Here is a 23291-nt window from a genome sequence, read left to right as displayed (position 1 = left end):
CCTGGCCGGGAGCCGCCGCCACCCCGCCGGCAGCCCCCGCGGCCCCCGCCGCGCCGGCCGCCCCCGCCGCCGGAGCCTGGCCCAGCGCCGCCGCCCCCGGCAGCGGGACCCCGGCCCCCGCACCGGCCCCCACCGCCACCGCCGCCCCGCAGGCATCCGCGCCCGCCGCCGCCGCGCCCTCCCCGGGCATGGCCGCCGGGGCCGGCCAGGTCCAGGCGATGTGGCCCGGGATCCTGGAGGCCGTCAAGAACCGGCGCCGTTTCACCTGGATCCTGCTCAGCCAGAACGCCCAGGTCACCGGCTTCGACGGGACCACCCTCCAGCTCGGCTTCCCCAACCCCGGCGCCCGCGACAACTTCGCCAGCAGCGGCAGCGAGGACGTCCTCAAGGCGGTCCTCGCCGAGCAGTTCCAGGTCAACTGGAAGATCGATGCCGTCGTCGGCCACGGCGGCCCGGGCGGCGCCGCGCCCGTGGCGCAGGCTTCCTACGCGGCCCCGCCCGCCCCGGCCCACAACCCGCCGCCGCCCCCGCAGCAGCCCCAGGCGTCCGCTCCGCAGCAGCAGTACCAGCAGCCGCCGCGCCAGGAACCCCCCGCGCAGCAGCCCCCCGTACAGCAGGCGCCCCCGCCGGTGGCCCCCGAGGACGACGTCGCGGAGGCGGACGACCCCGACCTCGTGGAGAACGCCCTGACCGGACACGACCTGATCGTGCGCGAGCTCGGAGCCACCGTTGTGGAGGAATACACGAATGAGTAGCGCCCCGTAGTTGGGTGGCCGCACGAAACCGGCCGCGCCGTCCGGGCTACCCTGGGCGGCGTGAAGGTCCTCGTCATCGGCGGCGGCGCCCGCGAACATGCCCTGTGCCGCTCTCTGTCCCTCGACCCCGACGTCTCCGCGCTCTACTGCGCCCCCGGCAACGCCGGCATCGCCGAGGTGGCGGAGCTGTTCCCGGTCGACGCCCTCGACGGCGACGCCGTCGCCGCTCTCGCCACCGAACTCGGCGCAGGCCTGGTCGTCGTCGGCCCGGAGGCCCCGCTGGTCGCGGGCGTCGCCGACGCCGTCCGCGCGGCCGGCATCCCCGTCTTCGGCCCGTCCGCGGAAGCGGCCCGGCTGGAGGGGTCCAAGGCCTTCGCGAAGGACGTCATGGCCGCCGCCGGGGTCCCGACCGCCCGCAGCTACGTGTGCACCACCCCGGAAGAGGTGGACGAGGCCCTCGACGCCTTCGGCCCGCCCTACGTCGTCAAGGACGACGGCCTCGCGGCCGGCAAGGGCGTCGTGGTGACCGAGGACCTGGCCGCGGCCCGCGCCCACGCGCTGGCCTGCGACCGCGTCGTCATCGAGGAGTTCCTCGACGGCCCCGAGGTCTCCCTCTTCGCCATCACCGACGGCGTCACCGTGCTGCCGCTCCAGCCCGCGCAGGACTTCAAGCGCGCGCTCGACGGCGACGAGGGCCCCAACACCGGCGGCATGGGCGCGTACTCCCCGCTCCCGTGGGCCGACCCGAAACTGGTCGACGAGGTCATGGAGCTGGTCCTGCAGCCCACCGTCGACGAACTCCGCCACCGCGGCACCCCCTTCTCCGGCCTCCTCTACGCCGGTCTCGCCATCACCAGCCGCGGCACCCGGGTCATCGAGTTCAACGCCCGCTTCGGCGACCCCGAGACCCAGGTGGTCCTCGCCCGGCTCCGCACCCCGCTCGCGGGCGTGCTGCTGGGCGCCGCCAACGGAACCCTGCACGCCGAGCCCCCGCTCACCTGGCGCGACGAGGCGGCCGTCACGGTCGTCATCGCCTCGCACAACTACCCCGGGACACCCCGCACCGGCGACCCGATCGAGGGCCTGGCCGAGGTGGCCGAGCAGGACGCCCCCGACGCCTACGTGCTGCACGCCGGGACCCGGCGCGAGGGCGACGCCGTCGTCAGCGCGGGCGGCCGCGTGCTGTCGGTGACGGCGACCGGTTCCGATCTGGCGCAGGCCCGCGAGAAGGCGTATAAGGCCGTCGCGCGCATCCGGCTCGACGGCTCGCAGCACCGTACGGACATTGCGGCCAAGGCAGCCGAAGGCCGCTGACCAGCACGGCAGTGGTGAGGCGGGCCCGGCGCGCAGGACACGCGCACCGGGCCCGCGCGCACGTCCGCGTGCGACTGCATCCAGCCGCGTTCGAACGCACCCACCTTTGCCCAAAGCCATTCCATCGGGTGATCGTCACCCGGACCGCCTGACGTCCGCCCCCGCCCCAACTAGGGTGCGGCGCAAGCATTCCGGCACATGGCCCACCGGCATTGCGATGTCAGTGGCGGGTGTCACAGTGGGGGAGTGAGCTACGCCGCCGCAGGGCAGAGGGGGTGAGGTCCGGCCGTGTCCGGAACCGGTTCGATCGCAGAAGTGGGCGCGCCCTCCGCGCGTTCACGGGCCCTCGCCGTGCTGCGGGTCCGCAGCAGGGCGCTGGCCGCCGTACTGCTGCCCGCCGCCCTCGCGGTGGTGCTGGTGACCGCCCGGATGACGGGCCGGCTGGCCGGGGACCCCTGGCCCGTGGTGACCCTGGCCGTCTGCGCGGTCGCCGCGCTGGTGCTGCTGGCGGGCGGGGCCTTCGCCGCGGTGGTGCTGCGGGCGAGCCCCGCCGTGACGCCGACGGTGCCCCTCTCGGAGGCCGCCGCGCCCGACCTCTACCGGCTGGTGCGGGACCTGGCCGACCGGATGGACGTGCCCGCGCCCTCGGCCATAGCCCTCACCCCGGACTGTGACAGCTGGCTGGAGGACCGTACGCACGCGGCCCACCGCCGGGGCGCCATATCCGCCGGGCCGGAGACCGAGCCGGGCGCGGCACCGGTCCTGGTGATCGGCTCGCCGTTCCTGTGGTGGATGCGCGTCGCCGAACTCCGCGCCGTCCTCGCCCCGGTCGTCGCCGGTACGGGCCCCTCCGCGCACCCGGACATAGCCGACGCGCGCGGCTTCGTCCGCGGGCTCGACGCCGCGGTGGACGTGGGCGGCCGCCCCGGCCTCGGCTGGATCGCCGCTCCGGCCCGGCTGCTGCTGCGGCTGTGCCGGACGGACGCCGCCGAGATGGAACGCGGCGTGGCCGCGGCCGCCTCGGACCGTGCACAGGGTGTGGACTACGGGCTGCGCATCGTCGCCCAGGAACAGGTCGGCCTCGCCTACGCGGGCTGGGACCGGCTGCTGACCCGTGTCGCCCTGCCCGCCTGGCGCATGGGCCGCTGGCCGGCGCACCTCGACGCCGGGGTGGTGTCCGCGCTGACCGAGCTGTCCCGCCGGGACCGGCTCGCCGACGGCTTCACCTCGCGCCTCGGCGAGCGCCCCGCCTGCGACCTGCTGGAGCAGCCCGGCGCGGTCGACGAGGCCGCCTCGCTGCTGGCCGCCCGGCTCTTCCACGGCGGCCCCGCCGAGACCGGCCCGGACTGGTCGCCGGTGGACTGGGCGGCGTACCCGGAGGAAGTCGTGGACCGCAAGTGGCGTACGGAGGCGGCCCGGCTGCACGCCGCCCTGGACGCACTGGCCGTCCCCGCGGGCCCCCCGTCGCCCGCACCGGCCCCGAACCCCGCCGACCCGGCACCCGCCGGCGCGCCCGGCGCGCCCGGCCCCACGAGCGCCGCCGGCTCCACCGCAGCCACGGCCGCCCGCACCGGCTCCGCCAACCCCGCCTCCGCCCGGAGCGCCCCGGCCGCCTACGCCTCCGCGTCCGCGTCCGGCCCGAAGGCGTCCGCTCCGGCAGCCCCGGCCACGCTGCCCCCGGCCGCCCCCGCCGGGGACGTCTTCGCCGGCCCCACCCTGGAACGGGTCCTGGCCCACCTGACCGACCCGGCCGGCGACTGCGCGGCCGCCGAGGCCCTCGCCGGGCGCCTCAGCGGCGACCTGGCCCGCGAGGAGCACGCCGCGGGCACCCGCGCGGGTTCCGGCAAGACCCGGGGCGCCGACACGATGCCGCTGTTCCCGCTCCAGCCCCCGCGCAGCGGCCGGGACCTGCTCGCCGACCACGTCACGGCGCTCGTCTGCTGCGCCGCGGTGGACTCGGCCGGGGCCGGCCCCGGCCTGGACTGGCTGGACGGCCCCGTCCTGCTGGTCGGCGGCGAGCGCCGCGCCGACCTCGCGCCCCGGGTGCTGTCCCTCGTGGAGGACGGTGACCCGGAGCCCCTGCGCGACTGGCTCGCGGAGCTCGGCGTACGCCCGGAGAAGCCCGTCCGCCTGGTCTGACCGGCCGGCGAGGGCCCGGGCGGGCCCCCGCACGCCCGCCCGAAGCGGGGGCTGGCCTTCCACTCCCGTTCCGGCCACGTCAATTCACGACGAACGGTGACGGAGTGCGTGCGTAATGTGATGTGCTGGGACCGGTGGCGGCAGGGTGTCCGAAAGCTGTCGGCCACGGAAGCGAATTCGGAAGCGTTCGGGGGAGCGAGGGAGGGGAGCGGAATGGGTGCGGACCAGATCCGGCGTTGGGAGTCAGGTGCGCTCGCGCACGCGGTGAACGACCCCTTCGGACAGGGCCCCCTGCCCTGGTTCCGGGGCAGCGAGCTCTACTTCGACGACACCGGCCAGGTCGTGCCCTGGTACGTCGACCCGGCGGTCGCCGCCGGCCAGATCCCGCGCGCCCGCACCGGCGGCCCCCGTACCGCCGACGACGTGCACCGCCAGATCAAGGGGTTCGCCTCCACCGGCGCCGTCTCCCCCGGCGAGGCGATCGACTTCCACATCACGGTCGACCCGCCCCAGCAGTTCTCGGTCGACGTCTACCGGATCGGCCACTACGGCGGCGACGGCGCCTCCAAGATCACCACCAGCCCACGGCTGTCGGGGATCGTCCAGCCGCCCCCGCTCACCGCCGACCGCACGGTCTCCTGCCACCACTGGTGGCTTTCGTGGCGGCTCCAGGTCCCCTCGTACTGGACCGTCGGGGCCTACGTCGCCGTCCTCACCACCGCCGACGGCTACCGCTCCCACATCCCCTTCACCGTCCGCGACGACCACCCCGCCGACCTCCTGCTGCTGCTCCCCGACATCACCTGGCAGGCCTACAACCTCTACCCCGAGGACGGCCGTACCGGCGCCAGCCTCTACCACGCCTGGGACGAGGACGGCCGGCTGCTCGGCGAACGGGACGCCGCCGTCACCGTCTCCTTCGACCGCCCGTACGCGGGCGCCGGCCTGCCCCTGCACGTCGGCCACGCCTACGACTTCATCCGCTGGGCCGAGCGCTACGGCTACGACCTCGCCTACGCCGACACCGCCGACCTGCACGCGGGCCGCATCGACCCCACCCGCTACCGCGGCCTCGTCTTCCCCGGCCACGACGAGTACTGGTCGGCCCCCATGCGCCGCACCGTCGAACGGGCCCGCGACCACGGCACCTCCCTCGTCTTCCTCTCCGCCAACACCATGTACTGGCAGGTCGAACTGGGCCCCTCCCCCTCCGGAGTGCCCGACCGCCTCCTCACCTGCCGAAAACGCCGCGGCCCCGGCCGCCCCAGCCTCTGGCGCGAGGTCGACCGCCCCGAGCAGCAGCTGCTCGGCATCCAGTACGCGGGCCGCGTCCCCGAACCCGCCCCCCTGATCGTCCGCAACGCCACGCACTGGCTCTGGGACTCCACCGGAGCCGCCGAGAACGACGAGCTCGACGGCCTCGTGGCGGGCGAGGCCGACCGGTACTTCCCGCGCACCCAGCTCCCCGAGCACCAGGACCGGATCCTGCTCGCGCACTCCCCCTACCTGGACAGCGAGGGCGCCAAGCGCCACCAGGAGACCTCCCTCTACCGGGCACCGAGCGGGGCACTGGTCTTCGCCTCCGGCACCTTCGCCTGGTCCCCCGCCCTGGACCGCCCCGGCCACGTCGACGAGCGCGTCCAGCGGGCGACCGCGAACCTCCTCGACCGGATCTGCAAGCGCGACTGAGGGGCCCGCGGCACCCCCTGGGCCGGGCACGGGGCCCCGTACGGGAGAATGAGTACGCGCTCGTACAGAACCACAGGGAGACCCCGTGTCCGGATTCGTCGAAAAGCCCGAGCCGGTCCAGGTGCCCGGCCTCGTCCACCTCCACACCGGCAAGGTCCGCGACCTCTACCGCGACGAGGACGGCCGGCTCGTCATGGTCGCCAGCGACCGCATGTCCGCCTTCGACTGGGTGCTGCCCACCGAGATCCCGGACAAGGGCCGCGTCCTGACCCAGCTGTCCCTGTGGTGGTTCGACCAGCTCGCGGACCTCGTCCCGAACCACGTCATCAGCACCGACCTCCCCGCCGGCGCCCCCGCCGACTGGGCCGGCCGCACCCTGATCTGCCAGAACCTCGACATGGTCCCCGTCGAGTGCGTGGCCCGCGGCTACCTCACGGGCTCGGGCCTCGCCGAGTACAAGGAGACCCGTACGGTCTGCGGACTCGGCCTCCCCGAGGGCCTCGTCGACGGCTCCGAACTGCCCGCCCCGATCTTCACCCCGGCCGCCAAGGCCGCCGTCGGCGAGCACGACGAGAACGTCTCCTACGAGGAGGTCGCCCGCACCACCGGCCCCGAGACGGCGGCGCTGCTGCGCCAGGCCACCCTGGCCGTCTACGGGCGCGCCCGGGACATCGCCCGCGAGCGCGGCATCATCCTCGCGGACACCAAGTTCGAGTTCGGCTTCGACGGGGACGGCACGCTCGTCGCCGCCGACGAGGTCCTCACCCCGGACTCGTCCCGCTTCTGGCCCGCCGACCAGTGGGAGCCGGGCCGCACCCAGCCCTCCTTCGACAAGCAGTACGTCCGCAACTGGCTGTCCTCCCCGGCCTCCGGCTGGGACCCCAAGGGCGAACTCCCGCCGCCCGCGCTGCCGCAGGACGTCGTCGAGCAGACCCGCGCCAAGTACGTCGAGGCGTACGAGCGGCTCACCGGCCAGACCTGGTCCTGAGGAACGACGAAGGCCCCGATCGGTGATCGGGGCCTTCGTCTTCTGAGCGGACAACGCGACTCGAACGCGCGACATCCACCTTGGCAAGGTGGTGCTCTACCAACTGAGCTATGTCCGCCTGTGCGCCGTAGCGCGAGGACAACTATACCCAACCCCGCTGGCGTGCGAGACGCACCGCCGTGTGCCGGTTCTCGGCCCCCAGCTTCGTCGCCGCCGAGGACAGGTAGTTCCGGACGGTCCCCTGCGACAGCGAGGCCCGTTCCGCGATCTCCGCGATCGGCGCCCCGTCCGCCGCGAGCTCCAGGACCTCCGCCTCCCGGGCGGTCAGCGGCGAGTCCCCCGCGCTGATCGCGTCGGCCGCCAACTCCGGGTCCACGTAACGGCCTCCGCCGTGCACGGTCCGGATCAGCTCGGCCAGCCGCTGTGCCGACACCGTCTTCGGAGCGAAGGCCCGCACCCCGGCGGCCAGGGCCCGCTTCAGGTGACCCGGACGCCCGTGGCTGGTCACGATCATGGTCTTGCAGTCGGGGAGTTCCGTCCGCAGCGATGTGGCCACACTCACACCGTCCGCGCCCGGCATCTGGAGGTCCAGGACCGCCACGTCCGGCCGGTGCGCGCGCGCCATCGCCAGCGCCTCCGGCCCCGAGGCCGCCTCCGCGACGACCACCAGATCGTCCTCCAGGGCCAGCAGCGCGGCCAGCGCGCCCCGGATCAGGTGCTCGTCGTCCGCCAGCAGTACTCGTACGGGGTTCACGCCCGCGCCTCCACTCGTCGCAGTCCAGGACCGGGGACCTCGGCGCGCAGCCGGAACCGGCCGCCGTCCGCCGGCCCGGCCAGCAGGGTTCCGTCCACGGCCGCCAGCCGCTCCCGCAGCCCGGCGAGCCCGGATCCGGGCGGCCCGGCCGGGGCGTCGGGCGCCCCGTCGTTCTCCACCAGCAGCGTCACCGTGCCCGAGTCCCGCGGCGCCGTCAGCCGGATCAGGCAGCTGCGCGCGTCCCCGTGCCGCAGGACGTTCGTGGTCGCCTCCCGGACCACCCAGCCCAGCGCCGACTGCACCTCGGCCGGCAGGCTCCGCCCGTCCGCGTCGAACTCGACGCGGCAGTCCATCCCGGCCGCGCTCAGCACCCCGCGCGCGCCCTCCAGCTCCACCGCGAGATCCGCCTCCCGGTAGCCGCGCACGACGTCGCGGACCTCCCGCTGCGACTCGCGGGCGATCCGCTGCACCTCGATCATCTGGTCCACCGCCTCCGGGCGCTCGCGCCGCGCCAGCTGTACCGCGAGCTCGCTCTTGAGGGCGATCACCGCCAGGTTGCGGCCCATCACGTCGTGCAGGTCCCGCCCGAACCGCAGCCGTTCCTCGGCGACGGCCAGCTGCGCCTGGAGCTCGCGCGCGTGGTCCAGCTCGTACACGGTCTTCAGCAGCCACCCGGAGAACCCGCAGGCCATGGTCAGCAGCAGCGTGATGAACAGCAGCCCCACCCCGAGCCCGGCGGCCTCCCCCACGGGCCGTCCGGCGGCCAGGGCCAGACTCGTCAGCGCGGCCGTCGCGACCGGGGTGACCAGCGCCATGTGCCGGACCTTGCGCAGGGCCAGCGTCAGCGAGCCGGACGCGAAACCCGCCAGGTTGATCACGAGCATCGGGGCGACGTTCTCGTTGGGGAGGTCCCCGCTCGTCCGCAGGACCAGTACCGCCAGGCAGACCGCGGACGTGACCGCCACCATCGCCACCGCGAGCCGCACCGGCCGCTCGCGCCGGCCCAGTACCCAGTCCAGCGCCCGGGAGGACAGCAGCCCGCACAGCCCGATCTGCGCGACCAGCGGCGGCACCAGCGCGGCGGTGACGGCCCCGCCGCCCGCCGGCACCAGTCCGATGAGGACGGCGAGGCTCTCGATCAGCACGAAGGAGTGGAAGGACCACCGCGTGTACAGCTCGATCTTCCCCGCGCTGCTGCGGTTCCTCCACCATCCGGTCAGCTTCGACACGTCGTTCCCACGTCCCCCGGTCGTGCGCCAGGTCCCCTGGTCGAAGGAGCTAGCGGCGCGGTTCCCAGCGGAACCACCGCTGGACAGCAAACACCGTCACCATGATCCAGGCCAGCGTGGTGACCGCGGCCGTCAGCATCTCCCCGCCCTCGACGCCACCGCTCCAGCCGGCCCGGACGAGGGTCATCACGCCGCTGAGCGGCAGCAGTTCGCACACCGAGGCCACCGCGTCCGGCAGCGAGTCCAGCGGCAGGAACAGCCCCGACCCGAGCGCCGTGATCAGGAACAGCGGCAGCGTCGTGATCCCGGCGGTCTCCACGTTGCGGGTGACGACGCTGGTCGCGGCGGCCATCCCGGCGAGCAGCGGCAGCGCGGCGAGCACGGCCGCGGCCAGCAGCAGCGGGTTGGCCGGCAGGGGCGCGCCGAGGGCGGCCGCCCCGGCCAGGGCGAGGACGGTGATCTGCGCGAGGGCGATGACGGCGGCGGGCAGCGCGGTCCCGACGAGGATCTCCAGGTCGCCGGCCTCACCGGTGCGCAGCCGCTTCAGGACGAGTTCCTCGCGCCGGGCGACGTAGGCGGAGACCAGGTTCATGTAGACGACGAGGACGAGCACCATGCCGATGCCGCCGGTCAGCGTGGCCTCGGCCACCGAGCCCACGGTGTCCTCGTCGAGCGAAGAACGCAGGACGAAGACCATCATCAGCGGCATGAGCAGGGCCACGCTCAGCGCGGCGCGGTTGCGCACGAGCAGCGTCAGCTCGGAGCGGCCGAGCGCCGCCAGCCGGCCGGGGTTCAGGGTCAGCGTGCTCATCGGTTCCCCGCCATCTCGTCGTTGCCGGTGCTGATCTCGCCGCCGTGGTCCGCGCCGGCCTCGCGCCGGCTGCGCGCGATGTCCAGGAAGGCCTCCTCCAGGGAGGCGGAGCGGGCGTCGAGCCCGGCCAGTTCCACCCCGGTTTCCTCTGCCCACCGCAGCAGTTCGCCGAGCGACTGCTGGATGCGGTCCGTACGGATCTCCACGTGGGGCCCGTCCGCCGCCGCGCGCAGCCCCAGCGGCAGCCGCCCGGCGGGCACCCCGTCGGGCAGGATGAAGCGGATCCGGGAGGGCCGGGTCGCGGTCACCTCGGCGGGGGTGCCGGTCAGGACGAGTTCCCCCTCGTGCAGGATCGCCAGGCGGTCCGCGAGAGCCTCGGCCTCCTCCAGGTAGTGCGTGGTCAGCAGCACCGTGGTGCCCTGCGCCCGCAGTTCCCGTACGAGGGCCCAGGTGTCCCGGCGCCCCTCCGGGTCCATGCCGGTGGTGGGCTCGTCCAGGAACAGCACCTCGGGCCGCCCGAGCAGGGCCAGCGCCAGGTCGAGCCGCCGCCGCTCGCCCCCGGACAGCTGCTTGACCCGTACGGAGGACCGCCCGCCCAGGCCGACCAGCTCCAGCACTTCCCCGGCCGGGCGGGCACCGGAGGTGACCCCGCTCCACATCCGGACGGTCTCGGCGACCGACAGGTCCGAGGGGAAGCCGCCCTCCTGGAGCATGACCCCGGTCCGCGGCCGGACCTCGGCCCGCCGGGCGTACGGGTCCAGGCCGAAGACGCGGACCTGCCCGCCGGTCGGCGCGGTCAGCCCCTCCAGGAGTTCCACCGTGGAGGTCTTGCCCGCCCCGTTGGTGCCGAGCAGCGCGAAGATCTCGCCGCGCGCCACGGAGAAGGAGACGCCCCGTACGGCCTCGAACCCGCCGGCGTAGCCGCGGCGCAGTCCCTCTGCCCGGATCACTGTGTCGGTCATGTCCCCAGCCTCGCGGCGCCCGGACCGGCCGGTCAGTGCGCGCTGTCATCGCCCCGGATGACATTTGTCATCGGAGGTGACCTGTGACACACAGCGGGAAGGCGGGGGAAAGTGATGTGACGGCATACGACGAAGGCCCCGATCAATGATCGGGGCCTTCGTTCGCTGAGCGGACGACGCGACTCGAACGCGCGACATCCACCTTGGCAAGGTGGTGCTCTACCAACTGAGCTACGTCCGCATGCTTGCACGGCACGAGTGCCGTGTGCTGCGAGCATCACTCTACCTGATCCACAACCGTGGCCGTCAAAGCGATGCAGAGCGGGTGACAGGGATTGCACACTGCGCCTCCCCCCTGGAAGGGGGGTGTTCTGCTACTGAACTACACCCGCACGACTTCGGGTTCCGGCCTTCCGGCTGGCCCCTCGGCGTGATCCACACACTAGCCGATCGGTGGGGGTGGTTGGCAAATCCGCTCTCAGTGGGCTGCGTTGTAGGCCTCGTAGACGCGCTTGGGGATGCGCCCCCGGGGCGGCACGTCGTGCTGGTTGGCCCGGGCCCAGGCCCGCACGACCGCCGGGTCCGGGGCGACCGCTGTGTGACGGAACACCTTCCCGGAACGGGACTGGCGGCGGCCGGCGGCCACGAAGGGGGCCAGGCCCTTCCGCAGTTTCTTTGCGTTGGCCACATTGAGGTCGATCTCGTACGACTTACCGTCCAGAGCGAACACGACCGTTTCCACCGCTTCTCCACCGTCGAGGTCGTCGGAGAGCGTGACTACTACGCGCTGCGCCACGGATATCGGTCCCTTCGTGCGCGGTCACCACTCGCTGACGTGCGGTGATGTCGCGTCTGTGGATGTTTCGGTGGAATGCATCAAACCGCCGGAATCCCGGCTGATTCCTTTGTACCGCGATTCTCATTGAATTGCGAAGCCCAGTTAATTCTCCCCGCGTGTCCCACCGCAATGCCGGGCGCGTGGTTTTCCGGTGGATTTTGCGAAGCGTTGGTGAAGCCGAAACGGCGGGGTGTCGGAGGGGTTCCGATATCTACCCGCGTAGAAATTTCGGCCGGGTACGCTGAGGGAACCGCCTTCGCACCAACCACCACACGGGAGTGCCAGTGGCACGCGTCGTAGTCGACGTCATGCTCAAGCCGGAGATCCTCGACCCCCAGGGCCAGGCGGTGCAGCGTGCACTGCCGCGTCTGGGCTTCGATGGGATCGCCGACGTCCGCCAGGGGAAGCGTTTCGAACTGGAGGTGGAGGGACCGGTCGACCAGGCCGCCCTCGACCGCATCCACAAGATGGCCGAAACCTTCCTCGCCAACACCGTCATCGAAGACTTCACCGTGAAGGTCGAGGCCTGAGGGTGACCACTCGCATCGGAGTCGTCACGTTCCCCGGAACGCTCGACGACCGTGACTCGCTGCGCGCCGTCCGCCTCGCGGGGGCCGAGCCGGTCTCGCTGTGGCACCGCGACAAGGACCTGCACCAGGTCGACGCGGTCGTCCTCGCGGGCGGCTTCTCCTACGGGGACTACCTGCGCGCCGGGGCCATCTCCCGCTTCTCGCCGGTGATGGAGACCATCATCGAGCAGGCCAAGGGCGGCATGCCCGTCCTCGGCATCTGCAACGGCTTCCAGGTCCTCACCGAGGCCCACCTGCTGCCGGGGGCGATGCTCCGCAACAACCACCTCCACTTCATCTGCCGCGACCAGAAGCTGCGGGTGGAGAACACGGAGACCGCGTGGACCGGCGACTACACCGCCGGCCAGGAGATCTCCGTACCGCTCAAGAACATGGACGGCCGGTACGTCGCCGACGAGCGCGTGCTCGACGAACTGGAGGCCGAAGGCCGAGTGGCCTTCCGCTACGTGGTCGGCGGCGACGCCGCTGACGGCTCCGGTAACCCGAACGGTTCGCTGCGCGACATCGCCGGCGTCACCAACGCCGCGGGCAACGTCGTCGGGCTCATGCCCCACCCCGAGCACGCGGTCGAGCCGCTGATCGGGACGGGCCGCACCGACGGCCTCCCGTTCTTCACCTCGGTCCTGAAGAAGCTGGTCAGCGCATGAGCCTCGACACCGTCAAGAACGCCACCGAGACCCCGGACGCGGCACAGCCCTGGCAGGAACTCGGCCTCAAGGAGGACGAGTACGCCCGGATCCGCGAGATCCTCGGCCGCCGCCCCACGGGCGCCGAGCTCGCCATGTACTCGGTCATGTGGTCCGAGCACTGCTCGTACAAGAGCAGCAAGGTCCACCTGAAGCAGTTCGGCGAGAAGGTCCCGCAGAACGACGCCATGCTCGTCGGCATCGGCGAGAACGCCGGCGTCGTCGACGTGGGCCAGGGCTACGCGGTCACCTTCAAGGTCGAGTCGCACAACCACCCGTCGTACATCGAGCCCTACCAGGGCGCGGCCACGGGCATCGGCGGCATCGTCCGCGACATCCTCGCGATGGGCGCCCGCCCCGTCGCCGTCGTGGACCCGCTGCGCTTCGGCGCGGCCGACCACCCCGACACCAGGCGCGTCCTGCCGGGCGTCGTCGCCGGCATCGGCGGCTACGGCAACTGCCTGGGCCTGCCCAACATCGGCGGCGAGGTCGTCTTCGACGCCTGCTACCAGGGCAACCCCCTCGTGAACGCCGGCTGCATCGGCGTCATGAAGCACGAGGACATCCACCTCGCCAAGGCCTCCGGCCCCGGCAACAAGGTCATCCTCTACGGCGCCCGCACCGGCGGCGACGGCATCGGCGGCGTCTCGGTCCTCGCGTCCGAGACCTTCGACGACACCAAGCCGACCAAGCGCCCGGCGGTCCAGGTCGGCGACCCCTTCCAGGAGAAGCTCCTCATCGAGTGCACCCTGGAGATCTTCAAGGAGAAGCTGGTCGCGGGCATCCAGGACCTCGGCGGCGCCGGGCTCTCCTGCGCGACGAGCGAGCTGGCCTCCGCCGGTTCCGGCGGCATGCGCGTCGAGCTGGACACCGTCCCGCTGCGCGACGCGACGCTCTCGCCCGAGGAGATCCTCATGAGCGAGTCGCAGGAGCGCATGTGCGCGATCGTGGAGCCGCAGTACGTCGAGCGCTTCATGGAGATCTGCGAGAAGTGGGACGTCATCGCCACCGTCATCGGTGAGGTGACCGAAGGCGAGCGCCTGGAGATCTTCTGGCACGGCGAGCAGATCGTGGACGTGCCCCCGGGCACCGTCGCCCACGAGGGCCCCGTCTACCACCGCCCCTACGCGCGCCCCTCCTGGCAGGACGCGCTCCAGGCGGACGACGCCGGCCGGCTGCCCCGCCCGCAGACCTCCGAGGAGCTCCGCGCGCAGGTCCTGGCGCTGGTCTCGTCGCCGAACCAGGCGTCGAAGTCCTGGGTCACCGACCAGTACGACCGCTTCGTACAGGGCAACACCGTGCTGTCGCAGCCCGAGGACGCGGGCATGGTCCGCATCGACGAGGAGACCAACCTCGGCGTGGCCATGGCCACCGACGGCAACGGCCGCTTCGCCAAGCTCGACCCCTACACGGGTGCGCAGCTCGCGCTGGCCGAGGCCTACCGCAACGTCGCGGCGACCGGCGCGAAGCCGCTCGCGATCTCCGACTGCCTGAACTTCGGCTCCCCCGAGGACCCGGACGTCATGTGGCAGTTCGCCGAGGCCACCCGCGGCCTCGCCGACGGCTGCCTGGAGCTGGGCACCCCGGTGACCGGCGGCAACGTCTCGCTCTACAACCAGACGGGCGAGACCGCGATCCACCCGACCCCGGTCGTGGCGGTCCTCGGCGTGATCGACGACGTCAACCGCCGTACGCCGATGGCGTTCGCGGAGGCCGGCCAGCTGCTGTACCTGCTGGGCGACACGGCCGAGGAGTTCGGCGGTTCGGCCTGGTCCCAGGTCGTCCACGACCACCTCGGCGGCATGCCGCCCAAGGTGGACCTGGGCCGCGAGAAGCTGCTCGGCGAGATCCTGATCTCCGCCTCGCGCGACGGCATGGTCGACGCCGCGCACGACCTGTCCGACGGCGGCGTCATCCAGGCGCTCACCGAGTCCTGCCTGCGCGGCGGCAACGGCGCGCGCGTCGTGGTGCCGGAGGGCCTGGACGCGTTCACGTTCCTGTTCTCCGAGTCCGCGGGCCGCGCCATCGTCGCCGTCCCGCGCAGCGAGGAGCTCCGCTTCACCGACATGTGCGGTGCGCGGGGCCTGCCGGCCGCCCGGATCGGTGTGGTCGACGGTGACGCGATCGAGGTCCAGGGCGAGTTCACGCTCCCCCTGGCCGAGCTCCGCGAGGCCCACGAGGCGACGATCCCGGCGCTGCTCGCCTGATCCCGCCCCGCCCGCTCCACCTACGAGCCCCCGTCCGGTCCCTCCGGGCGGGGGCCCGTTCGTTCCGGCCGGCGAAGGCCGCCCACGAGTAGGGTCGGGGCCATGCCGCCTGGGAAGAAGAAGCCGCGTACCTACGACCCCGCGAAGATCCGCGCGGCCGTCACCGCGCAGTTCGGGCACGTCGCCGAAGCCGTACGGGACCTCACGCCGGAGCAGCTCGCACGGCCCAGCGGGCTCGGTGACTGGACCGTGGCCGACCTCGCCGCGCACGTCGCGTGGATCGCCGACTCCCTCGCCGCCGGCCTCGCCCGGCCGCCCGCCGCCGTCGCCGAACTCCCGGCCGTCGAGTGGCCCTTCGCCACCGCGTCCCTCGCCGGGAAGATCTCCGAGGCCGCCCGCGAGACCCTGGACGGCGCCCCGCTGCCCGAGCTGTACGAGCGGGCCGCCGCCCGCATGGCCGACCAGCTGGAACGCAACCCCGGCGGCCGGGTGCTGGACCTGTGGATCGGGGACATGACCCTCGCCGACTTCCTGGTCACCCGGACCGTCGAACTGGTCGTCCACACCGACGACCTGAACCGCGCCGCCGGACTGGAGATCCCCGTCGAACGCCAGGCGCTGGCCGCCTGTACCCGGCTGCTCGCCGACGCCCTCGCGGTCAAGGCCCCCGGCGGCTCGGTGGAGGTACGGATCCCGCCGTTCGCGGTCGTCCAGTGCGTCGAGGGGCCCCGCCACACCCGCGGCACCCCGCCCAACGTGGTGGAGACCGACCCGCTCACCTGGATCCGGCTGGCCACCGGCCGTACGGGCTGGGCCGAGGCCCTGGACTCCGCGCGGGTCAGCGCCAGCGGGGAGCGGGCCGACCTGTCCGCCCTGCTGCCCCTGATGAGCTGACCGGAGCCGGCCGGAGCGGAGCGGCGGGGAAACCGTCCGGGCCCCGGGGGAACCGTCCGGCCGGTCGCTCCGTCCCAGGAGCATGCGTACCCTCAGGCACCTCACGACCGGCCTGGCCCTCCTCGGCCTCGCCGCCTGCGGCCAGCCCGCGCAGAACGGGAGCCGGCTGCTCCCCGACCCCACGGGCTCCTGGGCCGTCGAGTCCCTGACCATCGGCGGCCGCACCCTCCACGCGCCCGCCGCCGCCCGCGTCGACCTGGCCCCGGACGAGGCCACCGGCAACTACGGATGCAACGGCTTCACGGCGAAGGTCGTCTCCGACGGCGCCTCCGCCCTCACCGTCACGCCCGGCGCCTCCACCACGATGGCCTGCGAGAACATGGAGTTCGAGACGGCCTTCGCCAAGCTGTTCACGGGCCGCCTCACCGTCGACCGCGGCCCCGACCGGCTGACCCTGAAGACCGCCGACGGGAGCACCATCGCCATGAGCTCCAAACCCCCGGTCCCGGACGCCCCCCTCGTCGCGTCCCAGTGGATCGTCGATTCGCTGATCAGCGGCGAGAGCGCGTCCTCCCTCGACGCGGAGGCCGCCGGCAAGGCCCGGTTCACCCTCGCCGCCGACGGGGCAGCGAGCGGCAGCCTCGGCTGCAACCGGTTCAGCGCCAAGGCCACCGTCGACGGCCCCTCCGTCACCTTCGGGCCGCTCACCGCGACCCGGATGGCCTGCGAGGGCCCGACGGGCGAGGTCGAGCGGACGCTGACCGCACTCTTCGGCAGCGGCCCGCTCGCCTGGAAGATCCAGGGCCAGTCCCTGACCCTGACCGCTCCCGACGGCAAGGGCCTCGGCGCGAAGGCGGCCACGGCCGTCGAATGACCGCCCGGGCGGAGCGGCGTCAGGCCGGGTAGGGGAGCAGTCCCGCGTCCGTCCTCTCCCACGCCGCCCGCAGCTCCGCCAGCCGGGCCGGCTCCACGGCCGCCTTGTCGGCCTGCTCCCGGATGTCCCCGGCCAGGTTGAACAGCTGGTCCCGGCCCGTCTTGCCCCGGTAGTACTTCCAGTCGCCGCGGCGCAGCGCCCGCTCCCCGCGGACCCGCCAGAAGATGTCCCGCTGCGCGGGCTTCTCGCCCCGCAGCAGGTACCCGGCGAGGCTCACCCCGTCCAGCGGGTACGCGCGGTGCGGCCGGGTGCCGGCCAGCTCCAGCAGCGTCGCCGTCCAGTCCGGGCTGAACACCGGGACGTGGCTGACCTGCCCGCCGTCCACCCGGGCCGGCCAGCGCAGGATGTTCGGCACCCGGATCCCGCCCTCCTGGAGCGAGGCCTTGTTGCCCGACAGCGGCCAGTTGTACGAGAACCGCTCGCCGCCGTTGTCGCTGGAGAACACCACCACCGTGTCGTCCTCCTGCCCGGAACGCTTGAGGGCCTTCAGCACCTCGCCCACCGACCGGTCCAGGTCCTCCACCATCTGCCGGTACTTCTCGACCGAGCCGCCGTCCTGGTGCCACAGCGCGCGCCCGTCGCCCGCCTTGATGCGCCGGACGATCTCGGCGCTCTCCCGGGTGTCGCCCTCGGCGATCCACGGCCAGTGCGGGGTGGTGAAGTTCAGGTTCAGCAGCCAGGGCTTGCCGTGGTGGTCGCGGGAGACGTACTCGCTCGCCCGCTCGGTGATGATCTTCGTGTAGTAGCGCAGGTCCTTGTACTCGGCGTCGCCCTCGTAGAGGTCGTACTCGCCGCCCAGGCCCAGCTTGGAGTAGTACTCCAGGGCCCCGCCGAAGTTCCCGAAGAACTCGTCCCAGCCCGACTTGGTCGGGCTGTAGTCCGGCAGGTAGCCCGCGTGCCACTTGCCGATCAGCGCCGTGGCGTAGCCCGCCTCCTTCAGCAGGGAGGCCAGCGTCGGATGCGTCGGCTCCAGCCCCGCCGACTTGTCGGCGATCGGCTCCGCCAGCCCGCCCCTGGTCCGCGCCGGGTAGCGCCCGGTGTACAGGCTGAACCGGGTCGGCGAGCAGGTCGCGGAGCCCGAGTAGGCGTCGGTGAAGCGGACCCCCTGGCGGGCGAGCCGGTCCAGGTTCGGGGTCTTGATGTGCGGGGCGCCGTACGAGGACAGGTCGGACCAGCCGAGGTCGTCACCCAGGATGAACAGGATGTTCGGGCGCCGCGACTGCCGCCCGCGGGCGGCCCGGAACTCCCGCTCCTCGGGTCCGGCGTGCTGCGCCTCGACGGCCGCCGCCGGGGTCGCGCCCAGGCCCACCGCAGCGGCGGCCGCGGTCACCCCGACGGCGCCGCCGAAGGCGCGCCGGGACAGGTTCGATTCGTGCGAAGTCACAGGTACTCCAAGGCATGGCCGCCGGCCTGCCCGGAGGCGGCGCGGGACGGCGCGCGGCACGGCGGGGCAGGCTCGGTCAGGGCGGGAGGGCAGAGCGGAAGGGGCCGGCGCGGAACGCCGCAACTGGACTCAGCACGACGGGAAAAGCCGGAAGAACGGGAAACGCGCGCCGCGGCGCGCGGCGGTGCCTACGCGCAGCTGCGACAGATGGCGCTCGCGACACGGACCAGGTCCACGTGCCGGCGCTCGACGAGGGTGACGGTGCTGTCACCGAAAGGCTGCATGAGTCGGAACCTTGTACGAACCCACAGGCACCTGTCAACCAGGGCATTCCGGATATCGAGACGGCTCCCACCAGGCCTCTTTCCGGTCACCCTCCGCAGGTGTTACCCGACTGTCCGCACTGTGACGTTTCCGGGCGTTCCTCAATTCGGACCAGTGGTCGATCTCGCCTACACTCGGAGCCGTGCCTCGTGGTGATGGACGACTCAACCACGACCTGCTCCCCGGTGAGAAGGGCCCCCAGGACGCTTGCGGCGTCTTCGGTGTCTGGGCTCCGGGTGAAGAGGTCGCCAAGCTCACCTACTTCGGACTGTATGCACTGCAGCACCGCGGACAAGAGTCCGCGGGAATCGCTGTGAGCAACGGTTCCCAGATCCTCGTCTTCAAGGACATGGGCCTCGTTTCCCAGGTCTTCGACGAAACCTCTCTCGGCTCGCTCCAAGGTCATATCGCGGTCGGTCACGCCCGCTACTCGACCACCGGAGCCTCCGTCTGGGAGAACGCGCAGCCCACCTTCCGCGCGACCGCCCACGGCTCCATTGCCCTGGGTCACAACGGCAACCTGGTGAACACCGCCGAGCTCGCCGAGATGGTCGCCGACCTCCCCCGTCAGGACGGCCGCGCCACCCAGGTGGCGGCCACCAACGACACCGACCTGGTCACCGCCCTGCTCGCGGGGCAGACCGACGAGGACGGCAAGCCCCTGACGATCGAGGAGTCGGCCACCAAGGTCCTCCCGAAGGTCAAGGGCGCCTTCTCCCTCGTCTTCATGGACGAGGGAACCCTCTACACCGCCCGTGACCCGCAGGGCATCCGCCCGCTGGTCCTCGGCCGCCTGGAGCGCGGCTGGGTGGTCGCGAGCGAGACCGCCGCCCTCGACATCTGCGGCGCCAGCTTCGTCCGCGAGGTCGAGCCGGGCGAGCTCATCGCGATCGACGAGAACGGCCTCCGCACCTCGCGCTTCGCGGAAGCGAAGCCCAAGGGCTGTGTCTTCGAGTACGTCTACCTGGCGCGCCCGGACACCGACATCGCGGGCCGCAACGTCTACCTCTCGCGCGTCGAGATGGGCCGGCGCCTCGCCAAGGAAGCCCCCGTCGACGCCGACCTGGTGATAGCGACACCGGAATCCGGTACGCCCGCCGCCGTCGGCTACGCGGAGGCCAGCGGGATCCCGTACGGCTCCGGCCTGGTCAAGAACGCCTACGTCGGCCGGACCTTCATCCAGCCCTCGCAGACGATCCGCCAGCTCGGCATCCGCCTGAAGCTCAACCCCCTCAAGGAAGTCATCCGGGGCAAGCGCCTGGTGGTCGTCGACGACTCGATCGTCCGCGGCAACACCCAGCGCGCCCTCGTGAAGATGCTCCGCGAGGCCGGCGCGGCGGAGGTCCACATCCGGATCTCCTCGCCGCCGGTGAAGTGGCCGTGCTTCTTCGGCATCGACTTCGCCACCCGGGCCGAGCTGATCGCCAACGGCATGACGGTCGACGAGATCGCCACGTCCCTCGGCGCGGACTCCCTCTCGTACATCTCGCTCGACGCGATGATCGAGGCGACCACCATCCAGAAGCCCAACCTCTGCCGGGCCTGCTTCGACGGCGAGTACCCGATGGAACTGCCCGACCCGCAGCTCCTCGGCAAGCAGCTCCTGGAGACCGAGCTCGCCGGCGGCACGGACGCCGCCGACGCGCTGCGCCGCCCGTAGCCGGATCCCCGCGCGCGCCCGCTCAACCTGCGCGGGGCCCTGTCTTTGAAGCTTCTCCCAGGGCCCTGCACCACCCGCAGTAACGACACGAAAGCTCTCTCCTGTCATGACAGAGAAGACCACCGGTGCCAGCTACGCAGCCGCAGGCGTGGACATCGAAGCGGGCGACCGCGCCGTCGAGCTGATGAAGGAGTGGGTGAAGAAGACGCAGCGCCCCGAGGTCCTCGGCGGCCTCGGCGGCTTCGCCGGCCTCTTCGACGCCTCCGCCCTCAAGCGCTACGAGCGCCCCCTCCTGGCCTCGGCCACGGACGGCGTCGGCACCAAGGTGGACATCGCCCGCCAGCTGGGCGTGTACGACACGATCGGCCACGACCTGGTCGCGATGGTCATGGACGACATCGTCGTCTGCGGCGCCGAGCCGCTCTTCATGACGGACTACATCTGCGTCGGCAAGGTGCACCCCGAGCGTGTCGCGGCCATCGTCAAGGGCATCGCCGAGGGCTGCGTCCTCGCCGGCTGCGCCCTGGTGGGCGGCGAGACCGCCGAACACCCGGGTCTCCTGGGCCCGGACGACTTCGACGTGGCGGGCGCGGGCACGGGCGTCGTCGAGTACGACCGGCTCCTGGGCGCGGATCGCATCCGTACGGGTGACGCCGTCATCGCGATGGCATCGTCCGGCCTTCACTCGAACGGGTACTCGCTCGTCCGGCACGTCCTCTTCGACCGGGCCGGGATGTCCCTGGACCAGCACGTCGAGGAGCTCGGCCGGACCCTCGGCGAGGAACTCCTGGAGCCGACCAAGATCTACTCGCTGGACTGCATGGCCCTCACCCGTACGGCCGAGGTCCACGCCTACTCGCACATCACCGGCGGCGGCCTCGCGGCGAACCTCGCCCGGGTCATCCCGGACCACCTGCACGCGACGGTCGACCGAGGCACCTGGACCCCCGGCGCGATCTTCGACCTGGTCGGCAAGGCCGGACAGGTGGAGCAGCTGGAGCTGGAGAAGACCCTGAACATGGGCGTCGGCATGATGGCCGTGGTCCCGCAGCAGTCGGTGGAGGTGGCCCTGACCGCCCTCGCGGACCGGGGCGTCGACGCCTGGGTCGCCGGCGAGATCCTGGACCGGGGCGACCACGCCGAGGGTGCGACCCTGACCGGTTCCTACGCGGGCTGAGCAGCACGGAAACCCGGTCCGGGGCGATGCCCTGGACCGGGTTTCGATGTTTCGTCAGCTGACGCGGACGCTGCTGGTGCAGAAGATCTGCGCGTCAAGCCCCGCGACGGTGCGCCGACGGACCGGACTCTTCGTCCTCGTCCTCGTCGTCATCGCTGTTGTACAGAGCCGCGTACTTGGCGTACGGGTCGTCGTCGTCATCATCCTGATCGTCATCGACTTCGACCGGCGCGCTGATTGGCAGCGGCTCTGTCGGCGATGCGCCCAGCTCATTGGCCAGACGCGAGAGGTCAGTCCCGCCGCTGTTGTACTTCAGCTGGCGGGCGACCTTTGTCTGCTTGGCCTTGGCCCGGCCGCGCCCCATGGCTCGACCCCCTCGGTGACGGGGCTCGACGGCCCCAGAGTCTGACACGCGTTCATGGTTCGGAGCGGGCTCTCCGTGGAGAGACCGTCCGTAGGGGTTTAACGGTACCTGCTTCCGCGGCCATACGGTACGCCGCCCGCATGACGCGCCCCGGTGCAGAACCAGCGGGACACCCCGTACTCGCTGGTCAGCTGCGATTTTAACCCTTTCCTGGCGGGCGACCCGCCGAAGTGCAGTGAGTTCCGTCTCGCCGCACCCCGGCGGGTCCCCCTGTCGGATTAGGCCGTACGGGCGCCGCCGGCCCGGGCGGCGGCGCGCGCGGCGAGCGCCTCGGACATCCGCTGCTCGGCGATCCGGTCGGCCGCCGCGGCCGGCGGGATCCCGTCGGACTTCGCACGTGCGAATATGGCCAGGGTGGTGTCGAAGATCTTCGACGCCTTGGCCTTGCAGCGGTCGAAGTCGAAGCCGTGCAGCTCGTCGGCGACCTGGATGACACCGCCGGCGTTGACCACGTAGTCCGGCGCGTAGAGGATCCCGCGGTCGGCGAGGTCCTTCTCGACGCCCGGGTGGGCGAGCTGGTTGTTGGCCGCGCCGCACACGACGGTGGCGGTGAGCACGGGCACGGACTCGTCGTTCAGGGCGCCGCCGAGCGCGCACGGGGCGTAGATGTCCAGACCCGGGGTGCGGATCAGGGCGTCCGTGTCCGCGGCCGCGGTGACCTTGCCGCCGGGGTGCTTGTCGAGGATCTCCTGGACGGATTCCGCGCGGACGTCGGTGATGACGACCTCGGCCCCGTCTTCGAGGAGGTGCTCGACCAGGTGGCGGCCGACCTTGCCGACGCCGGCGACGCCGACCTTGCGGCCGCGGAGCGTCGGGTCGCCCCACAGGTGCTGGGCGCTGGCGCGCATGCCCTGGAAGACGCCGAAGGCGGTGAGGACCGAGGAGTCGCCGGCGCCGCCGTTCTCGGGGGAGCGGCCGGTGGCCCAGCGGGTCTCGCGGGCGACGACGTCCATGTCGGCGACGTACGTGCCCACGTCGCAGGCGGTGACGTAGCGGCCGCCGAGCGATTCCACGAAACGGCCGTAGGCCAGCAGCAGTTCCTCGGTCTTGAGGACGGCCGGGTCGCCGATGATCACGGCCTTGCCGCCGCCGAGGTCGAGGCCGGCGAGGGCGTTCTTGTACGACATGCCGCGGGCGAGGTTCAGCGCGTCGAGCACGGCCTCCTCGTCGGAGGCGTACGCGTGGAAGCGCGTGCCGCCGAGGGCGGGGCCCAGGGCGGTGGAGTGGATCGCGATGACGGCCTTGAGGCCTGAGGCTCGGTCCTGGCACAGCACGACTTGCTCGTGGCCGCCCTGTTCCGTGCGGAACAGGGTGTGCAGGACGCCGTCGGTCATTTCGGTCACGGTGGTGACTCCCATGGAAGAGATGCGGCGGAAAGACGCCCGCCCTGCGGGTGGGGGAGGGCGCACTGGGAGCAGAGTAAGACCTGCGGGCCGCCCGGGTAGGGCCTGTCCGGGGATCGGAACACTCCCGTGTCCCGCCGCTTTCCGCACCTCCGGGCACCCCGGAGGTGAAGGAGCCCCGAAAAAGGG

20 protein-coding genes, 3 tRNA genes and 1 pseudogene are annotated in these 23291 nt (G+C 72.5%); 12 read left to right on the top strand and 12 right to left on the bottom strand.

Annotated elements, in window-relative coordinates; translation table 11 throughout:
* The 5 genes and pseudogenes from ABZZ17_RS32365 to ABZZ17_RS32345 all read left to right on the top strand — a co-directional run.
* A pseudogene (locus ABZZ17_RS32365) lies at nucleotides 1-755 on the top strand (DNA polymerase III subunit gamma and tau); the annotation flags it as partial.
* Between the two features lie 60 nt (nucleotides 756-815).
* Complete coding sequence (gene purD / locus ABZZ17_RS32360) at nucleotides 816-2069, top strand: phosphoribosylamine--glycine ligase (RefSeq protein ID WP_356881436.1); 1254 nt, start codon at nucleotides 816-818, stop codon at nucleotides 2067-2069.
* A gap of 288 nt (nucleotides 2070-2357) precedes the next feature.
* On the top strand, nucleotides 2358-4208 hold the full coding sequence (locus ABZZ17_RS32355; RefSeq protein WP_356881434.1) for a hypothetical protein: 1851 nt from the start codon (nucleotides 2358-2360) through the stop codon (nucleotides 4206-4208).
* 213 nt (nucleotides 4209-4421) lie between these two features.
* Nucleotides 4422-5897 (top strand): N,N-dimethylformamidase beta subunit family domain-containing protein, encoded by a 1476-nt coding sequence (locus tag ABZZ17_RS32350; protein WP_356881432.1) that lies wholly within the window; start codon nucleotides 4422-4424, stop codon nucleotides 5895-5897.
* A gap of 85 nt (nucleotides 5898-5982) precedes the next feature.
* Nucleotides 5983-6885, top strand: a complete 903-nt coding sequence (locus ABZZ17_RS32345) for a phosphoribosylaminoimidazolesuccinocarboxamide synthase (protein ID WP_356881430.1) — start codon at nucleotides 5983-5985, stop codon at nucleotides 6883-6885.
* Nucleotides 6886-6930: 45 nt separating this feature from the next.
* On the opposite strand, the gene ABZZ17_RS32340 is transcribed toward ABZZ17_RS32345, so the two are convergent.
* From ABZZ17_RS32340 to ABZZ17_RS32305, 8 genes are all read right to left on the bottom strand, one after another.
* A tRNA-Gly gene (locus tag ABZZ17_RS32340) sits at nucleotides 6931-7003 on the bottom strand.
* Nucleotides 7004-7027: 24 nt separating this feature from the next.
* The gene (locus ABZZ17_RS32335) at nucleotides 7028-7639 is read right to left on the bottom strand and encodes a response regulator transcription factor (protein WP_356881428.1); all 612 of its coding nucleotides are present in this window, start codon (nucleotides 7637-7639) and stop codon (nucleotides 7028-7030) included.
* Entirely contained in the window at nucleotides 7636-8868 is a 1233-nt protein-coding gene (locus tag ABZZ17_RS32330; RefSeq protein ID WP_356881426.1) for a histidine kinase, read from the bottom strand. Before ABZZ17_RS32330 ends, ABZZ17_RS32335 begins: the two co-directional genes overlap by 4 nt.
* A gap of 49 nt (nucleotides 8869-8917) precedes the next feature.
* A complete protein-coding gene (locus ABZZ17_RS32325) occupies nucleotides 8918-9679 on the bottom strand; it encodes an ABC transporter permease (protein ID WP_356881424.1) in 762 nt (253 codons plus the stop codon).
* A complete protein-coding gene (locus tag ABZZ17_RS32320; protein WP_356881422.1) occupies nucleotides 9676-10641 on the bottom strand; it encodes an ABC transporter ATP-binding protein in 966 nt (321 codons plus the stop codon). The genes ABZZ17_RS32325 and ABZZ17_RS32320 overlap by 4 nt, the downstream gene beginning before the upstream one ends.
* A gap of 168 nt (nucleotides 10642-10809) precedes the next feature.
* Nucleotides 10810-10882: transfer RNA gene (locus tag ABZZ17_RS32315), tRNA-Gly, on the bottom strand.
* A gap of 79 nt (nucleotides 10883-10961) precedes the next feature.
* A tRNA-Gly gene (locus ABZZ17_RS32310) sits at nucleotides 10962-11033 on the bottom strand.
* Nucleotides 11034-11119: 86 nt separating this feature from the next.
* Nucleotides 11120-11437 carry an Lsr2 family protein gene (locus ABZZ17_RS32305; protein ID WP_356881420.1) on the bottom strand — a complete coding sequence of 106 codons (318 nt, stop codon included), beginning with the start codon at nucleotides 11435-11437 and terminating at the stop codon, nucleotides 11120-11122.
* A 326-nt stretch (nucleotides 11438-11763) separates the two neighbouring features.
* Between ABZZ17_RS32305 and purS the strand changes: the two genes are divergently transcribed.
* The 5 genes from purS (at nucleotide 11764) to ABZZ17_RS32280 (ending at nucleotide 16730) form a co-directional block, all read left to right on the top strand.
* Entirely contained in the window at nucleotides 11764-12009 is a 246-nt protein-coding gene (gene purS / locus ABZZ17_RS32300) for a phosphoribosylformylglycinamidine synthase subunit PurS (RefSeq protein WP_042801325.1), read from the top strand.
* 2 nt (nucleotides 12010-12011) lie between these two features.
* Nucleotides 12012-12716 (top strand): phosphoribosylformylglycinamidine synthase subunit PurQ, encoded by a 705-nt coding sequence (gene purQ, locus ABZZ17_RS32295; RefSeq protein ID WP_356881418.1) that lies wholly within the window; start codon nucleotides 12012-12014, stop codon nucleotides 12714-12716.
* Nucleotides 12713-14962: a phosphoribosylformylglycinamidine synthase subunit PurL gene (purL, locus tag ABZZ17_RS32290; protein WP_356881416.1), complete on the top strand. Its 2250-nt coding sequence runs from the start codon at nucleotides 12713-12715 to the stop codon at nucleotides 14960-14962. Before purQ ends, purL begins: the two co-directional genes overlap by 4 nt.
* A gap of 102 nt (nucleotides 14963-15064) precedes the next feature.
* Entirely contained in the window at nucleotides 15065-15856 is a 792-nt protein-coding gene (locus ABZZ17_RS32285) for a sterol carrier family protein (protein WP_356881414.1), read from the top strand.
* Nucleotides 15857-15938: 82 nt separating this feature from the next.
* Nucleotides 15939-16730 (top strand): META domain-containing protein, encoded by a 792-nt coding sequence (locus ABZZ17_RS32280; RefSeq protein WP_356881412.1) that lies wholly within the window; start codon nucleotides 15939-15941, stop codon nucleotides 16728-16730.
* Nucleotides 16731-16749: 19 nt separating this feature from the next.
* On the opposite strand, the gene ABZZ17_RS32275 is transcribed toward ABZZ17_RS32280, so the two are convergent.
* Nucleotides 16750-18174 carry a sulfatase-like hydrolase/transferase gene (locus tag ABZZ17_RS32275; protein ID WP_356881410.1) on the bottom strand — a complete coding sequence of 475 codons (1425 nt, stop codon included), beginning with the start codon at nucleotides 18172-18174 and terminating at the stop codon, nucleotides 16750-16752.
* A 188-nt stretch (nucleotides 18175-18362) separates the two neighbouring features.
* The gene (locus ABZZ17_RS32270; RefSeq protein WP_356881408.1) at nucleotides 18363-18458 is read right to left on the bottom strand and encodes a putative leader peptide; all 96 of its coding nucleotides are present in this window, start codon (nucleotides 18456-18458) and stop codon (nucleotides 18363-18365) included.
* Nucleotides 18459-18640: 182 nt separating this feature from the next.
* Between ABZZ17_RS32270 and purF the strand changes: the two genes are divergently transcribed.
* Both purF and purM read left to right on the top strand, forming a co-directional pair.
* Nucleotides 18641-20158: an amidophosphoribosyltransferase gene (gene purF, locus ABZZ17_RS32265; RefSeq protein ID WP_356881406.1), complete on the top strand. Its 1518-nt coding sequence runs from the start codon at nucleotides 18641-18643 to the stop codon at nucleotides 20156-20158.
* A gap of 106 nt (nucleotides 20159-20264) precedes the next feature.
* Entirely contained in the window at nucleotides 20265-21335 is a 1071-nt protein-coding gene (gene purM, locus ABZZ17_RS32260) for a phosphoribosylformylglycinamidine cyclo-ligase (protein ID WP_356881404.1), read from the top strand.
* A gap of 94 nt (nucleotides 21336-21429) precedes the next feature.
* On the opposite strand, the gene ABZZ17_RS32255 is transcribed toward purM, so the two are convergent.
* Both ABZZ17_RS32255 and ABZZ17_RS32250 read right to left on the bottom strand, forming a co-directional pair.
* Entirely contained in the window at nucleotides 21430-21699 is a 270-nt protein-coding gene (locus tag ABZZ17_RS32255) for a DUF3073 domain-containing protein (RefSeq protein ID WP_267088905.1), read from the bottom strand.
* A gap of 278 nt (nucleotides 21700-21977) precedes the next feature.
* Nucleotides 21978-23117: a Glu/Leu/Phe/Val dehydrogenase dimerization domain-containing protein gene (locus ABZZ17_RS32250; RefSeq protein WP_356881401.1), complete on the bottom strand. Its 1140-nt coding sequence runs from the start codon at nucleotides 23115-23117 to the stop codon at nucleotides 21978-21980.
* Between the last annotated feature and the right edge of the window lie 174 nt (nucleotides 23118-23291).

Source organism: Streptomyces sp. NPDC006512 (assembly GCF_040611935.1).
Classification (GTDB): Bacteria; Actinomycetota; Actinomycetes; order Streptomycetales; family Streptomycetaceae; genus Streptomyces.
Note: the sequence above shows the minus strand (reverse complement) of the source record. Positions and strands in the feature narration are given on the sequence as shown.

What these genes read in the sequence shown, in the direction of transcription:
- purL (WP_356881416.1), top strand. Translation starts at nt 12,713, where the DNA reads ATGAGCCTCGACACCGTCAAGAACGCCACCGAGACCCCGGACGCGGCA.
- ABZZ17_RS32285 (WP_356881414.1), top strand. Translation starts at nt 15,065, where the DNA reads ATGCCGCCTGGGAAGAAGAAGCCGCGTACCTACGACCCCGCGAAGATC.
- ABZZ17_RS32270 (WP_356881408.1), bottom strand. Translation starts at nt 18,458, where the DNA reads ATGCAGCCTTTCGGTGACAGCACCGTCACCCTCGTCGAGCGCCGGCAC.
- ABZZ17_RS32350 (WP_356881432.1), top strand. Translation starts at nt 4,422, where the DNA reads ATGGGTGCGGACCAGATCCGGCGTTGGGAGTCAGGTGCGCTCGCGCAC.
- ABZZ17_RS32250 (WP_356881401.1), bottom strand. Translation starts at nt 23,117, where the DNA reads ATGGGAGTCACCACCGTGACCGAAATGACCGACGGCGTCCTGCACACC.
- purM (WP_356881404.1), top strand. Translation starts at nt 20,265, where the DNA reads ATGACAGAGAAGACCACCGGTGCCAGCTACGCAGCCGCAGGCGTGGAC.
- ABZZ17_RS32280 (WP_356881412.1), top strand. Translation starts at nt 15,939, where the DNA reads ATGCGTACCCTCAGGCACCTCACGACCGGCCTGGCCCTCCTCGGCCTC.
- ABZZ17_RS32255 (WP_267088905.1), bottom strand. Translation starts at nt 21,699, where the DNA reads ATGGGGCGCGGCCGGGCCAAGGCCAAGCAGACAAAGGTCGCCCGCCAG.
- ABZZ17_RS32325 (WP_356881424.1), bottom strand. Translation starts at nt 9,679, where the DNA reads ATGAGCACGCTGACCCTGAACCCCGGCCGGCTGGCGGCGCTCGGCCGC.
- ABZZ17_RS32320 (WP_356881422.1), bottom strand. Translation starts at nt 10,641, where the DNA reads ATGACCGACACAGTGATCCGGGCAGAGGGACTGCGCCGCGGCTACGCC.